16 protein-coding genes are annotated in these 14,703 nt (G+C 36.9%); 12 read left to right on the forward strand and 4 right to left on the reverse strand.

The features are described 5' to 3' along the window. Positions 1 to 32: 32 nt before the first annotated feature. Positions 33 to 1,391 carry an acyl-CoA dehydrogenase family protein gene (locus KIK00_RS14165; protein ID WP_255813027.1) on the reverse strand — a complete coding sequence of 453 codons (1,359 nt, stop codon included), beginning with the start codon at positions 1,389 to 1,391 and terminating at the stop codon, positions 33 to 35. Positions 1,392 to 1,599: 208 nt separating this feature from the next. Here KIK00_RS14165 and KIK00_RS14170 point away from each other — a divergent pair, with 208 nt between their 5' ends. From KIK00_RS14170 to KIK00_RS14220, 11 genes are all read left to right on the forward strand, one after another. Then, positions 1,600 to 2,511 carry a DUF4349 domain-containing protein gene (locus tag KIK00_RS14170; RefSeq protein ID WP_255813028.1) on the forward strand — a complete coding sequence of 304 codons (912 nt, stop codon included), beginning with the start codon at positions 1,600 to 1,602 and terminating at the stop codon, positions 2,509 to 2,511. A 157-nt stretch (positions 2,512 to 2,668) separates the two neighbouring features. Continuing rightward, positions 2,669 to 3,544 (forward strand): TraB/GumN family protein, encoded by an 876-nt coding sequence (locus KIK00_RS14175; RefSeq protein ID WP_255813029.1) that lies wholly within the window; start codon positions 2,669 to 2,671, stop codon positions 3,542 to 3,544. Positions 3,545 to 3,568: 24 nt separating this feature from the next. Beyond that, on the forward strand, positions 3,569 to 4,078 hold the full coding sequence (locus KIK00_RS14180) for an RNA polymerase sigma factor (protein WP_255813030.1): 510 nt from the start codon (positions 3,569 to 3,571) through the stop codon (positions 4,076 to 4,078). Continuing rightward, positions 4,068 to 4,673 carry a hypothetical protein gene (locus KIK00_RS14185; RefSeq protein WP_255813032.1) on the forward strand — a complete coding sequence of 202 codons (606 nt, stop codon included), beginning with the start codon at positions 4,068 to 4,070 and terminating at the stop codon, positions 4,671 to 4,673. The genes KIK00_RS14180 and KIK00_RS14185 overlap by 11 nt, the downstream gene beginning before the upstream one ends. 206 nt (positions 4,674 to 4,879) lie before the next feature. Next, positions 4,880 to 6,520 carry a glucose-6-phosphate isomerase gene (pgi, locus tag KIK00_RS14190; RefSeq protein WP_255813033.1) on the forward strand — a complete coding sequence of 547 codons (1,641 nt, stop codon included), beginning with the start codon at positions 4,880 to 4,882 and terminating at the stop codon, positions 6,518 to 6,520. A 47-nt stretch (positions 6,521 to 6,567) separates the two neighbouring features. Then, on the forward strand, positions 6,568 to 7,452 hold the full coding sequence (locus tag KIK00_RS14195) for a bifunctional 5,10-methylenetetrahydrofolate dehydrogenase/5,10-methenyltetrahydrofolate cyclohydrolase (protein ID WP_047377306.1): 885 nt from the start codon (positions 6,568 to 6,570) through the stop codon (positions 7,450 to 7,452). Between the two features lie 7 nt (positions 7,453 to 7,459). Beyond that, on the forward strand, positions 7,460 to 8,089 hold the full coding sequence (locus tag KIK00_RS14200; protein WP_255813034.1) for a 7-carboxy-7-deazaguanine synthase QueE: 630 nt from the start codon (positions 7,460 to 7,462) through the stop codon (positions 8,087 to 8,089). Positions 8,090 to 8,132: 43 nt separating this feature from the next. After that, complete coding sequence (locus tag KIK00_RS14205) at positions 8,133 to 9,503, forward strand: exopolysaccharide biosynthesis polyprenyl glycosylphosphotransferase (protein WP_255813035.1); 1,371 nt, start codon at positions 8,133 to 8,135, stop codon at positions 9,501 to 9,503. Positions 9,504 to 9,606: 103 nt separating this feature from the next. Further along, positions 9,607 to 10,359: an ABC transporter permease gene (locus KIK00_RS14210; RefSeq protein ID WP_047377303.1), complete on the forward strand. Its 753-nt coding sequence runs from the start codon at positions 9,607 to 9,609 to the stop codon at positions 10,357 to 10,359. After that, positions 10,359 to 11,174 (forward strand): ABC transporter ATP-binding protein, encoded by an 816-nt coding sequence (locus KIK00_RS14215; protein WP_047377302.1) that lies wholly within the window; start codon positions 10,359 to 10,361, stop codon positions 11,172 to 11,174. Before KIK00_RS14210 ends, KIK00_RS14215 begins: the two co-directional genes overlap by 1 nt. Continuing rightward, complete coding sequence (locus KIK00_RS14220; protein ID WP_047377301.1) at positions 11,158 to 11,769, forward strand: outer membrane beta-barrel protein; 612 nt, start codon at positions 11,158 to 11,160, stop codon at positions 11,767 to 11,769. Before KIK00_RS14215 ends, KIK00_RS14220 begins: the two co-directional genes overlap by 17 nt. Positions 11,770 to 11,803: 34 nt before the next feature. Here KIK00_RS14220 and KIK00_RS14225 read toward each other — a convergent pair whose 3' ends face one another. Together KIK00_RS14225 and KIK00_RS14230 are read right to left on the reverse strand one after the other, a co-directional pair. Then, on the reverse strand, positions 11,804 to 12,115 hold the full coding sequence (locus KIK00_RS14225; RefSeq protein WP_149835431.1) for a hypothetical protein: 312 nt from the start codon (positions 12,113 to 12,115) through the stop codon (positions 11,804 to 11,806). An 86-nt stretch (positions 12,116 to 12,201) separates the two neighbouring features. Next, entirely contained in the window at positions 12,202 to 13,008 is an 807-nt protein-coding gene (locus KIK00_RS14230; RefSeq protein ID WP_255813038.1) for a M48 family metallopeptidase, read from the reverse strand. A 105-nt stretch (positions 13,009 to 13,113) separates the two neighbouring features. On the opposite strand from KIK00_RS14230, the gene KIK00_RS14235 reads away from it, so the two are divergent. Further along, positions 13,114 to 13,662 (forward strand): DUF4251 domain-containing protein, encoded by a 549-nt coding sequence (locus tag KIK00_RS14235; RefSeq protein WP_047377298.1) that lies wholly within the window; start codon positions 13,114 to 13,116, stop codon positions 13,660 to 13,662. Here KIK00_RS14235 and meaB read toward each other — a convergent pair. Next, entirely contained in the window at positions 13,659 to 14,651 is a 993-nt protein-coding gene (meaB, locus tag KIK00_RS14240; protein WP_255813041.1) for a methylmalonyl Co-A mutase-associated GTPase MeaB, read from the reverse strand. The two genes, KIK00_RS14235 and meaB, sit on opposite strands and share 4 nt — an antisense overlap. Positions 14,652 to 14,703 lie beyond the last annotated feature (52 nt).

The raw sequence follows: 14,703 nt of genomic DNA on the forward strand, positions 1-14,703 counted from the left end.
CCACCTATAACCTATCATCTGCTACCTACTCCCTACACGAAAGCACTAAAGCCTGTAATGGAGCGTCCTACAATCAATGAATTGATTTCTTTCGTTCCTTCATAAGAATAAATAGCTTCTGCATCGGCAACAAATCTGGCGACATCGTACTCCAGCAGAATTCCGTTGCCTCCCATCACCTCTCTTGCTCTGGAAACAATATCTCTTGTTCTGAGAGTACAGAAAACTTTAGCTAGAGAAGCATGTTCATCTTTTAAAATTCCTTCATCCTGCATTTCGGACAATCTGAAAACCATCGTTTGCATAGCAGTAAGATTTGACAGCATTTCTACTAAGTGTCCCTGAATCATTTGAAATGAAGCAATAGGTCTTCCAAACTGTTCTCTTTTTCGGGTATAATCCAAAGCACTTTCATAAGCTCCGCGTGCGCAGCCTGTGGCCATCCATGCTACTCCTGCTCTGGTCATTCTCAGTACTTTTCCGGTATCTTTAAAGGAATTGGCATTCTGTAAACGGTTTTCTTCGGTTACAAGACAGTCTTTTAAAGTAATCAATCCATTCTGAACAATCCTTAAAGCCATTTTTCCCTTGATTTTTTCTACGGAATATCCCGGATTATCTTTTTCTACAATAAACCCTTTCACTTCACCGCTGTCCAGATCTCTTGCCCAGATAATAATAAGATCTGCAAAAGTGGCATTGCCGATCCATTTTTTCTGACCATTCAGAACCCAGCCTTCTGGTGTTTTTTTACAGGTTACCGTAAGTCCGCCTGCAGCACCGGAACCTACTTCCGGCTCTGTAAGCCCGAAAGCTCCTATTTTTTCAAATTTCTGCATCTGTGGAAGCCATTTTTGCTTCTGTTCTTCAGATCCGCAGATATAGATAGAACCCATTGCCAGCCCGGATTGTACTCCGAAAAATGTAGCAATAGAGGCATCAACTCTCGCCATTTCCATCGCTATAACACCTTCCATCAGGAAAGGCATTCCGGGGCAGCCATAGCCTTCATAAGTAACACCGCAGATATCAAGCTTCTGGAATTTCGGGATCAGTTCAAAAGGAAATTCGTCTCTGAGCCAGTAATGATTCACCAAAGGCTTTACTTCTTTTTCCATGAATGCTCTTACTTTAAGCTGAATTTCACGTTGTTCAGGAGTAAGGGTATGGTAGATATCATAAAAGTCTCCATCAATAGGTGGAAGTTCTTTCTTTTTCTTTTCCGGATCCAGCATTTTCATGAGCCCGGAAAGCTGTTTATCATCCAGTTTTGAGAAATTATGCATCAGTTTTGAAAGATCCACCTTTTGAGAAATGGCACTCAGCTGATCAAAATCTATGGATGTGAATAGTCCTATTGCGTTTCTGATTTTGGAAAAGGTATTTGACATAGTGATAGATTGTAGTTTTGGTTTGTAAAAGATAAGCAAAAATTGCTCCGAAAGCAAAGGGCCAGGTTCTTCTCTATTTTACAAAACACTTAATTTCAACCAATTAAAACATCATATTTTATTTACAAGCTTTTTACTTTTGATTTTCAAGCATTACAAAAGATCCTGACTGAACTTTGACTTTAGGAAAACAATAAAAATCAACGCTATGAAAACGACTTACATTAAATTATCTCTATCTGCTGTTATTTTACTAGGTATTTATTCATGTAAAAAAGGCGAAGTTTCTTCTACAGATCTTGAAGCCTATTCTACTACAGATTCAGCAGTGGCTGTTGTATCAGACAGTATCTCATCGGTCGCAGATATGAAAGTAAAAGACAAGCAGTTTATCAAGACTGCAGATGTGAGTATGGAAGTAAAAGATGTGTACAATGCAACCATCGCTATTGAAAAATCGGTACAGGAGCTTGGAGGATTTGTGACCAATAGTAATCTTCAAAGTAATGTGGTTTCTGAAAACACCTACAACACTTCCAATGAAGAAGCTATGCTGGTCAAAAAATACCAGTCGGAGAACAGAATGCAGGTACGCATTCCTACGGAAAAGCTCGGTGAACTTTTAACAGCAATCAATACAAACAAATTATTTCTTAATTCAAGATCCATCAATGCAGAAGATGTGACAGCCAGTATCAAATATTCTGAACTGGAAGGAAAAAGAAATCAAAAAACTTCTGAGAATATTAATAAGCTTAAAACAAATAAAGATAAAGTAACGCTGGACGATGAGAATATGTCTGAAGGGAATCTTCAAAAGCTGCAAAGTATGAATATGACGGATGATCTTAAATACAGCACCATTGACATCTACATCAAAGAACCTCAATTGCGTATTGCTGAAATTGCTGTCACCAACACCACAAGCATTGATAATAAATATAAATACAATTTTATCTATGATGCAAAAGATGGTTTTGTGTACGGATTCTATCTGATTCAGAGAATCATAGTGGCTCTTATCAATGTATGGCCTCTTTTATTAATTGCAGCTGCTCTGATCTATTTCCTAAGAAAAAGAAAAATTTCAAAACCTGAACAGCCAAAAATTCAGGAATAAAAAAGCTATCCTAACCAATTGGTTATCATCATAATTTTAGATTTTACAGCCTCCTGTTTTCAGGAGGTTTTTATTTTTTTTGAAAAAAAACTGTAACGATTGTAACTCTTGTTTTACCTACTGATTAAAAGAACAGAAAATCAAAAAAATTAATACTATGAAAAATTTAATAAAACTTGGATTCGCAGCATTATTATCCATGAACTCGATGACTGCAAAAGCACAGAATACAGACACCGGAAAAGACAACAGCCTGCTTTGGGAAGTCTCAGGAAACGGCCTTTCCAAACCTTCTTACATTACCGGAACTTTTCATATCTTATGCGGTAAAGATTTTGAAATAAAACCTAAGGTATTGAAAGCTCTTGAGAAATCTGACAGTTTTGTCATGGAAATCAATTATACAGATCCTGCCGAAATGATATCACTGCAAAAAATGTTTCAGACCGATAAAAAAATATCTGATCAGCTTTCTCCCGATGAAGCTAAAGAATTGAATACTATTCTCGTCAATTACGGAACAGATCTGAAAAGCATCGACTCTTCAAGCCCTCAGGCTCTTTATGCTCTGCTTTCTACCAAAGCTATTCCTTGCCCTAAAACTGAAATAAAGCTTTACGAAATGGAACTCCTGCAGAAAGCAATAAAAGACAAGAAGAGCATCAGAGGATTGGAAAAAGTAGAGGATCAGATGAAATCCATTAACAAAGCTTATGATCTGAAAAGCACCATCGCCCAACTTAAAATGGGAAATGAGTATGAAGTACTATTCAGACAAATGATCGAAGCTTTTAAAAATGAAAATGTACAATCTCTTTACAGTCTTTTCAAGGATGAAAGATTTATGAATTCCCAACAGGAAAAAGCAATGCTGACTGACAGAAATCAAAATTGGGTAAAAATAATGCCGGAAATGATGAAAAAAGAAGGTTCCTTCTTTGCTGTCGGAGGATCTCATCTTATGGGTAAAAACGGAATTATTCCTCTTCTTCAGGCAAAAGGCTACACCGTAAAACCTATATCAAGTTTATAACCATAACCAAACCATGAAAAGACTGTGAGCAATCCCACTGAAACTGCTTTTTTAAAGCTTGTCAACCAGCACAAAGGTATTTTATATAAAACCTCGCGGATCTATGCAGATTCTATAGAAGACCGCGAAGACCTGCAGCAGGAGATTCTTATCCAGCTTTGGAAATCCTATCAGAACTTCAAAGGAAACAGTGAATTTTCCACCTGGATGTACCGGGTTGCCATTAATACTGCGATTACGTATTTAAAAAAGGAAAAACAGAGATCCAATAACCATACAGATGCTCCCTCTCATTTTGAAGTACAACAGGAAGATTATAATCCCGCAAAGGACAGGCAACTGGAAATCTTCTACACTGCCGTTCAGGAACTTAACCCTTTAGAAAAAGCCGTCATATTTTATTTCATGGAAGGAATGTCTCACAAAGAAATAGGAAATAACTTAGGTCTCAGCGAAGGCAATGCCCGCGTAAAACTCAACAGAACAAAAGAAAAAATACAGCAAATCATAAAAAAATCAGGCTATGAATTTTGATCAATTAAAAGAACAATGGAATAAAGAAGACAGCGACGTCCATATTCCTGATACCATAGAACAGTTAAAGGAAAGCAAACACCCTATAGAAAAGATTCAGAAAAATATGAAACGAGAATTTCCCATGCAGATTCTTGCTATTATTCTAATCGCATTTTTTCCTCTCCAGTTTAAATTTCCATCTTCACAGTACATTATTTATTATGTGTCTTATACAATGATGGTGGTTATTTCATCTTATTATCTGTTAGGATTTTATAAATTCTATAAGCAGACGGAACTCTACACCGGAAACACCAAAAACAGCCTTTGGAAGATATACCATGAACTGCGACTAAATATGGAGCGATACCAGTCTTTCGGGTTTTTATTGCTCCCTCATTTTCTGGTAACAATAGGACTTGTCATTTATAACACAATGCAAGAGCAGGGAAAATCTTTAACAGAACTCACCGCTTCTCATCAACAAGGATTAATCATCGCCGTACTGCTAGGGACTTTAGGAGTCATTACAAGTATCGTTCTATGGACAAAATATATCTATGGAGGAAGCGCCAAAAAACTGGAAAACATCCTGAACGAAATGGATGAATAAGATCTTAAATTCTTATCACAAAACACTTTTTATAAAGCCTCAGATGAACTCTGAGGTTTTGTTCTTTAAAAAAATGTTATTTATCGTCTTCAAATTTATCTGAGGTTTTATTTTTCCGTAAATTTGCAAATCAGAAATAAATCATTATGGATTATGAGCTATTTTCATCCGATACATGATTTTCTGAACGATAAAAATTCTGTAATATGCTATCAAAAATAAATCCAACACAAACTAACAGCTGGAAAGCACTTGACGAACACTTCGGTGGAAATGACTTTGACCTTAGGACTCTTTTCCAATATAATCCGAACCGTTTTAATGAATTTTCCCTGCAAAAGGACAACTATCTTTTTGATTATTCTAAAAATTTAATCGATTCAAGAACGAAGGATCTTTTATTACAATTGGCTGAAGAAAGTCAGTTAAAAGATGCCATTTCCAGAATGTTCTCCGGTGATAAAATAAACGAAACAGAAGGAAGAGCTGTGCTGCATACGGCATTAAGAGATTTCTCAGACCGTGAAATTCTTGTGGACGGAGAAAATATCAAACCACAGATCAAAAGAGTTCTTGATCACATGAAATCTTTTTCTGAAAAAATTATTTCAGGAGAGCACAAAGGTTTCAGCGGAAAAGAGATCACAGATGTAGTAAACATCGGTATCGGGGGGTCAGATTTGGGTCCTGTGATGGTTTGTTCGGCTTTAAAGCATTTTAAAACAAGATTAAACGTTCATTTTGTTTCCAATGTGGATGGAAATCATATCATAGAAGTGGTGAAGAATTTAAATCCTGAAACCACTTTATTCATCATTGCTTCCAAGACCTTTACGACTCAGGAAACAATGACTAATGCAAACTCAGCAAAGGACTGGTTCCTGAAGGCCGGAAAACAGGAAGATGTAGCAAAGCATTTTGTTGCTTTATCTACTAATATTGAAGAAGTTAAGAAGTTCGGAATTGCAGAAGAAAATATTTTTGAGTTCTGGGACTGGGTAGGCGGAAGATATTCTCTTTGGAGTGCTATCGGATTAAGTATTGTACTTTCTGTAGGATATGAAAACTTCGAACAGCTTCTAAGAGGTGCTTTTGATACTGACCAGCACTTCCAGACTGCAGATTTCTCTGAAAACGTTCCTGTATTAATGGGACTTCTGGGAATCTGGTATCGTAATTTCTATGCAGCAACTACGTATGCAATCTTACCCTACTCTCAATATCTGGATAGGTTTGCTGCTTATCTTCAGCAGGGAGATATGGAAAGTAACGGAAAATGTGTAGACAGAAACGGTGAATTCGTAGAATATGAAACAGGGCCGATCATCTGGGGAGAGCCAGGTACAAACGGTCAGCACGCATTCTATCAATTGATCCACCAGGGAACAGAATTGATTCCGGCAGACTTCATTGCCTATACAAAAAGTCCGAATAAAGTATCGGATCATCAGGATAAATTATTAGCTAACTTTTTCGCTCAGACTGAAGCACTTGCCTTCGGAAAACTTGAAGAAGAGGTTGAAGAAGAGCTTAGAAATGCAGGAAAATCTGATGAAGAAATAGACAGACTGATCAATTTCAAAGTCTTCCACGGAAACACACCTACGAACTCCATATTATTCAAAGAGTTAACTCCTTTTTCATTAGGCCAGTTGATTGCTTTATATGAACACAAAATTTTTGTTCAGGGAGTAATCTGGAATATTTTCAGCTTTGACCAGTTTGGAGTGGAATTAGGAAAAGTATTAGCCAATAAAATCCTTCCTGAGCTTGAGAATAATGAAGCGGTAAGCTCTCATGACAGCTCAACCAACGGATTGATTAATTACTATAAGGACAACAAATAGTAAGTAAAAAGAAAGTAAAAGTAAATCTATAAAGTAAAAAAGTAAAAATGGCAGAAATTCTTGACGGACTTAAAGTATCCAAGGAAATTAAAGCAGAGATCAAGGTTGAAGTAGAAAAGATTCTCGCAAGCAAAAGAAGAGCACCTCATTTGGTAGCTATTCTTGTAGGAAATAATGGAGCAAGCAAAGCCTATGTAAACTCTAAAGTTAAAGACTGTGAGGAAGTAGGATTTCAATCCAGCTTAATTAAATTTCCAAGTACAGTTTCGGAATCTGAACTATTGGAAAAAATTGACGAGCTTAATAAATCTAAAGCGGTTGACGGATTTATCGTTCAGTTGCCTTTACCAGATCAAATTGATCAGGAAAAAATTATCAACGCAATTGATCCAAGAAAAGACGTGGATGGTTTCCACCCTGAAAACTTTGGAAAAATGGCTCTTGAAATGGATACTTTCTTACCGGCGACTCCTTTCGGTATTTTAACATTATTAGAAAGATATAATATTGAAACTAAAGGGAAAGACTGTGTAATTATCGGAAGAAGTAAAATTGTAGGAAGACCAATGAGTATTCTGATGGGAAGAAAAGACTTCCCTGGAAACTCTACCGTTACCCTTACACACTCATATACGAAAGACATTGAAGAATATACGAGAAAAGCAGACATCGTAATTACCGCTTTGGGAGATCCTCATTTCTTAAAAGGAGATATGATTAAAGAAGGAGCAGTAATTGTTGACGTGGGTATTACCAGAGTAGATAATGATTCTCCAAAAGGATATTACCTTGCAGGTGACGTAGATTTTGACAGCTGCGCAGAAAAAGCAAGCTGGATTACGCCGGTACCTGGAGGAGTAGGCCCAATGACAAGAGCGATGTTGATGAAAAACACCATCATTGCTTACAAAACTTCGGTCTATAACGACTAATTTTAAGATGAATAAAGAAGAAGATATTTTATTAAAAGAAGGTAAAATGCTCCCTGTAATGGAGCATTTTTACACTTTGCAGGGAGAAGGAGCACACACCGGAAAAGCCGCTTATTTTATCAGGTTGGGAGGTTGTGATGTAGGATGTCACTGGTGTGATGTAAAAGAAAGCTGGGATCCGGAACTCCATCCTCTAATGAATACAGTAGAAATTGCAGAAATGGCTGCAAAACATTGTAAAACAATTGTTCTGACGGGTGGTGAACCCCTAATGTGGAACTTAGAAGTACTGACTTCCAGATTGAAAGAGCTGGGATGTACAGTGCATATTGAAACTTCAGGAGCTTATCCTATGAGCGGGCAATTGGACTGGATCACCCTTTCGCCAAAGAAAACGGGACTGCCTAAAGAAGAAATCTATCAAAAAGCCCATGAGCTTAAAGTCATTATCTTCAATCAGCATGACTTTACGTTTGCACAGGAACAGGCTGCAAAAGTTTCTGAAAACTGTAAGCTTTATCTTCAGAGTGAATGGAGCAAAAGAGATGATATGTATCCTAAGATCACAGATTTCATCCTGGAACATCCGGAATGGCGGGCTTCAGTTCAGACTCACAAATATCTGAATATCCCGTAAAAAAGCTTAAATTAGCTGGGCTTATCCGCTATAATACCGATAGATGCAGAGAATTCGATACTCTAGATACCTGAAATCGATCATTATGTTGCTTGACCTCATGGTTATTGCATCTATCTTCATATTCTTTTTTATAAGCAGAAACGAAAGTTTAAAATACCATAAAGAAACCTGGTATCAGAATATTTTTTCTCTGATTCTGTTGTTTTTGTTCTGGGTGCTTCTTAGCGGTAGGACAAAAATATACAACATTCCGAGGAACCTTACTTATACCTTGTTTCTTGAACGCCTTTTAATCCACTTCCTCTTTTTTATACTTGGCGTACTGCTTATAGGAAAGGTAAGTAAAAATGTATTTTTCAATTCGGATATATACTGGCTTTCATTTTATCTTTTTATTTTCATATTTCTGACGAAATCTTTTATCTATTTCGCAATCAAATATTTACGATCCATTGGAGCCAATTACAGGAATGTGATGTTTTTAGGAGACAGCCACTCCACGGAGATCCTGAAAAATATTTTTACAGACCGTAAAGACTACGGATACAGAATATTTGAATATGAAAATTCTGATATCAATATCAATGAACTGGTTACTTTCTGGAAAAAGAACGGGATTCATACTTTGTTTTTATCGATGGAAAATTCTTATAGTGAATGGATTGAGAATGAGATTTTCAAATTGGCAGAGGATAATAAAATTCATATTTCATTGATTCCCAGTATCACACAAAGCGATTTTTTCCTGTATGATCTTGGATATATACAAACCCAGCCGGTCCTTAACCAGGCAAGATATCCTTTGGATTATTATTCTAATTTCCTGATGAAAAGGACGTTTGACATTGTGTTTTCTGTTGTTATGCTGGTTTTTATCTGCTCCTGGGTATTCCCGATCATTGCGGTTTTAATCAAGGCAACCTCCAAAGGTCCCGTATTTTTCCTTCAGAAAAGATATGGTTTCCATGAAGAGGTATTCAGTTGCTTTAAATTCAGAACAATGGTTGTGAATGATGAATCCACAACCAAAACCACATCGGTAAATGATTCAAGGATTACCAAAGTGGGTAAGTTTTTAAGAAAAACCAGTCTTGATGAACTTCCACAATTTATCAATGTACTGAAAGGAGAAATGTCTGTGGTAGGGCCGCGTCCTCATATGCTTTCCGTTGATAATTATTATAAACCAAAAATCGGGAGATACAGCTTAAGAAGTATGGTAAGCCCTGGTATCACAGGATTAGCACAGGTAAATGGACTTCGGGGTGACTTCGGAGATGTGGAAGTAGAGATGAAAAAACGAGTCCTGGCCGATGCTTTTTATGTAAGAAACTGGAGTTTTGTACTCGATCTGGTGATTATTTTAAAAACCATTTTCCTGGTTATAGGTGGAGATAAAAACGCAAAATAAAGAACAGGTTCAGACCAATATTGAAATAATTTTAACACAAAACCAGGCTTTAGTCTTATTCTTGACTCTAGCCTAATTAAATAAAAAAGTCTAATTTAGCACTATGTTAAAAAAGTTTTTCACAGCAGTAGGGGAATACATGATCCTCTTGGGAAAATCCCTGCGGAAGCCTCAGAAAATGAGGGTTTTCTGGAAGCTGTTCATGAGAGAAATTAATGATTTGGGAGTAAATTCTTTCGGACTTGTCATCTTCACATCCATATTCGTTGGAGCTGTAGTGGCTATTCAGATGTTCAATAACTTTGATGCTTCTTCTTTTCCTATTCCACCTTCATTTGTGGGATATGCTACGAAGGCGGTTTTGGTTTTGGAATTTGCCCCTACTATTATCAGTCTGATTCTGGCGGGTAAAGTAGGTTCATATATTGCTTCCAGTATTGGAACAATGAGAGTTTCTGAGCAGATTGATGCATTGGACATCATGGGAGTAAATTCACCCAATTTTCTGATACTTCCTAAAATTATTGCCTGTATGCTGTTTAATCCTCTTCTTATTGCTATCAGTATCGTATTTGGTATTGGTGGAGGTTATATTGCCGGGATTTTAACAGGAAACTGGACGGAAAACGACTATATTGTTGGTATTCAAATGTATATGCCTAATTTATTTATTTACTATGCATTTAGCAAGACTATAGTTTTCGCTTTTATCATTGCAACAGTTCCTTCCTATTTCGGATATTTTGTGAAAGGAGGATCTCTGGAAGTGGGAAGAGCCAGTACGCAGGCAGTAGTATGGACAATGGTATTTATTATCATTTCTGAATTAATTTTAACCCAATTAATATTAAGCTGATGATTGAGGTAAAAGATCTTAAGAAAAGTTTTGGTGATGTTGAAGTACTTAAGGGAATTTCAACTTCATTTGATAAAGGAAAGGTAAACTTAATTATTGGGCAGAGTGGTTCCGGGAAAACCGTTTTTTTAAAAAGTTTATTGAATGTCTATATGCCATCTTCAGGAGAAATTCTGTTTGACGGCCGGGATGTCAATACCATGAACAGAGATGAAAAACAACATCTCCGTTCAGAAATCGGGACTCTATTTCAGGGAAGTGCATTATTTGATTCTTTAACTGTGGAAGAGAATATTATGTTTCCTCTTGATATGTTTACCAATCTTACCTACAGAGAAAAAAAGAAAAGGGTTTTTGAAGTTATAGGAAGAGTGCATCTTGATAAGGCAGATAAAAAATACCCTTCAGAGATCTCAGGAGGAATGCAGAAAAGAGTTGCTATTGCCCGGGCGATTGTCAACAATCCCAAATACCTGTTCTGTGATGAGCCCAATTCCGGGCTTGATCCTTATACCTCAAAGGTAATTGATGATCTTCTTTACGAAATCACAAAAGAATATAATACAACAACCATCATCAATACTCACGACATGAACTCTGTAATGACGATTGGCGAGAAAATTGTATACCTAAGGCTGGGAATCAAAGAATGGGAAGGGAATAAAGACATCCTGATTACCGCAGGCAATAAAAATCTGATTGATTTCGTTTATTCTTCAGAACTGTTTAAAGAGCTGAGAGAATATTTACTTGAGAATAATAAAACGATTGAAACTACAACTACAAAAATAGACGATAATGAAAAAGGTACTTAGTATAGCGTTAATAGGATTTTCAATGTGGGCTTCTGCACAGATTTCACTGGCAGGTAAGGCTAACTTAATTTTTCCTACCGGCTCACCTTCATGGTCCAATATTAAAGGAACAGTGAATGATGCCATTGACGGAACAGGTAAAAATAATGTAGGTTTCAATGTCGGCCTTTCATTAAAAGTAGGTCTTCCTACTTCATTGTTTGTGATGCCGGAAATCTATTATACTCACTTCAAAAATGAGTTTACTACAGAGAACACTACTTTTGATGTTAAAAGCAACCGTATAGATGTTCCGGTTCTTTTAGGATATAACCTTTTGGGAAATATGTTAGGTGTTTTTGTAGGACCTGTTGGGAGCTTTAATTTAAATAAAGATAATACTTACAACGATTTCAAAGAAAATGCTAAAAATGACTTTACAGTAGGTTATCAGTTTGGAGCACAGCTTGAAATCAAAAAGCTTATTGTAAATGCAAGATATGAAGGAGCTTTCAGTAAAGACGAAAGAAACTTTATCAACAGAGTTTCCGGTTCGGAAATCAGATATGATAACAGACCTAACCTGTTTATGGTAGGTTTAGGATATAAATTCTAATCAGATATTGAAATAACAACTTTAAACCCTCAAATTAAATTTGAGGGTTTTTATTTTGTTCTTCAAGTTCAGCCTGGCGTTTTGCAATATCTGCAGCCTGTTTTTCAAGCTCTTCTTTGTCTTTCTGAAGCTGTTTGAATTCTTTTTTCTTCTGTTCCGCTTTTATAGCACTTCCTTTGCTTACATAGCCTACCATTCCTCCAATGATAAGCCCTATTCCTACTCCTGCCATTATGCCCATAATGTGGGAAATTTTTATTTGTTCTACGGCAAAGTCAGTAGTTAAATAGAAAAGTAATGCAGAAACAGCCAAAAGTATAAGTCCGGTAATTGATAAACTCTTCATAATATTGTGTTTAGGTGGTTACATAAAAAAGCCTTACCAAATTTACTAAAAATTTAATAAGGCCTTATTCAAGATTAAAATTCTAATTATATTTTTCCTCCCGCAGCCTTATAATATTCTAAAGCTTTCGGAAGATCCTTATTGATATCTGAAATTCTTGTTTCCGGATTCGGGTGGGTAGACAAGAATTCTGGTTGTCTTGCTCCTGTAGATGCCGCTTCCATTCTGTTCCAGAAAGGGATTGCCGCTCTTGGATCATATCCTGCCATAGACATCAGGTAAAGCCCCATTTCATCAGCTTCTGATTCCTGACCTCTTCCGTAGTTCAATAACGCCACCTGTGAACCGATAGGATATACCTTCTGGAAAACACTGGCCCATTGTGAATTTGAGATTGTTCCTCCCAGGATAGCACCTCCGTACTGGGCCACCATTGCCTGAGAAATTCTTTCATTTCCGTGGCCTGCCAACGCATGGGAAACCTCATGTCCCATTACTACGGCAAGTCCGTTATCGTCTTTTGTAACCGGTAATATTCCGGTATAGACGGCTACTTTACCACCAGGCATACACCAGGCATTCAGTTCGCTGCTTTGCAGAAGATTAAATTCCCAGCTGTAGCTCGCAAGATCTGCTGATCTTCCTATACTCTGATAATATCTTTCTGCAGCGCTTTTAATTCTGTTTCCTACATTTACCACTCTCTTTGCATCTGCCGTACCGGTAATCACCTTACCTTTAGACAATGTCGTCTTGTATTCCTGCGAAGACATTGTTAAAATTTCCGAGTTGTTGGCCAGCTGTAAAGACGATCTTCCAGTAATCGGGTTTGTAGTACAGGCAACAGCCGACAGAGCAATAGCTCCCATTCCTAATAGATGTGTAACTTTCATAGTTTGAGTGTTAATAATTCAACCTTAACAATTTTTATTCCAAAATAATTCAGAAAGAATATATTTGCATACATTTTGCTATTTAAATGTAATAATTATATCATTATGAAAAAGTATATTTCTTTACTGATGATTTTTGGATTTCTGTTCTTTTTTCAGAGCTGTGCTTCACAGGGTTCATCAGATCCGAAAACAGTGGATACGTTAATCAATTCTCAGGAGTTTACGTTCCATGCAGAAAGAGCCAATCCTACGAATTATGACGTTATCAATGTCATGAATTCAATGCCTAATGCTACCGCCACAAGAATACTTAACCTGAACGGAGATTACACCATTGATGTAAGTAAAAATACGCTGGATGTAGTGCTGCCTTATTTCGGAAGGGTATTCAACCCATCTTATGGAAATACCAGCGATAACAGCTACAGATTTACCTCAAAAGATTTTACCGTAAGTAAAACTCAGAATAAAAAAGGAAAATGGACTTTAAAGTTCAAGCCTAATGATGTAAGAACTATTGATGAAGTGAATATTGAAATTTTCAAAAACGGCAAGGCTTTCGTTTCTATGAGAAGTAACGACAGACAACCGATTAGTTATGACGGATATATTTCTAAAACTGAGGTAAAACAGGAAAAAGAGAAACCTTAATCTCTGTTTTCATTAGATAGAAATTTTTCAACAAATAATTTTGCTTCAGTACTTGGATTGGAAACCATAGCTGAAGCATTTTTTTTGTGCATATGATAAGCTTCTTCCACGGCATCGCTCTTCTTCATCAGGGATAAAATATATTCCTGAACCCAATATTCAAACCGTTTCTCAGCCTGCTGAACACGGATTTCTTCAAAACGACCGCTTTTCTTTTTCAGATCAATAAATTCGAAAATTGCATCATAAACTTCCTGTAATCCTTCGTTATGAAGGGCAGAACCTAATAAAACCGGAATTTTCCAGCCTTTTTCTTTCGGTGGAATAAAATCCAGCGCTCTTTTCAATTCCAGTCTTGTATTTTTTGCTTTCTGGAGGTTGTCCTGATCTACTTTATTGATGAAAATAAGGTCTACCATTTCCATAATACCGCGTTTTATTCCCTGGAGTTCGTCTCCTCCTCCAATGATTTTAAGGAATAAGAAAACATCGGTAATATCTGCTACCAGAACTTCTGACTGACCTACTCCTACGGTTTCTATTAAAATATAATCGTAGCCCGCGGCCTCGCAGATCATCATTGTTTCAAAAGTAGTATTGGCTACTCCGCCCAGAAAACCTGAGCTTGGGGAAGGACGTATGAACGCATTTTCTTCTTTCGCAAGTTCTTCCATCCTGGTTTTATCTCCTAAAATACTTCCTTTATTGATTGCAGAACTTGGATCTATAGCTAAAACTGCCACTTTTTTGCCTTGTGCAATAACCAACCGGCCGAAGTTTTCTATAAAAGTGGATTTTCCGGCACCGGGAACTCCTGTTACTCCCACTCTCACAGAGTTTCCGGTATGGGGCATGATCTTCTTCAAAAGGTCTTCTGCCTGTACCCTGTGCTCTGCTTTTTTACTTTCAACCAATGTAATAGCTTTTGCAATCAGGCGTTTGTTTCCTGACTGTATTCCTTCTATTAGCTCTTCTGTAGAAAATTTCATTAATTCAAAATTAATAATTAAAATGGGAATGATCAATAGCTGGCCTACAATG

This window comes from Chryseobacterium sp. MA9 (assembly GCF_024399315.1).
GTDB lineage: Bacteria > Bacteroidota > Bacteroidia > Flavobacteriales > Weeksellaceae > Chryseobacterium.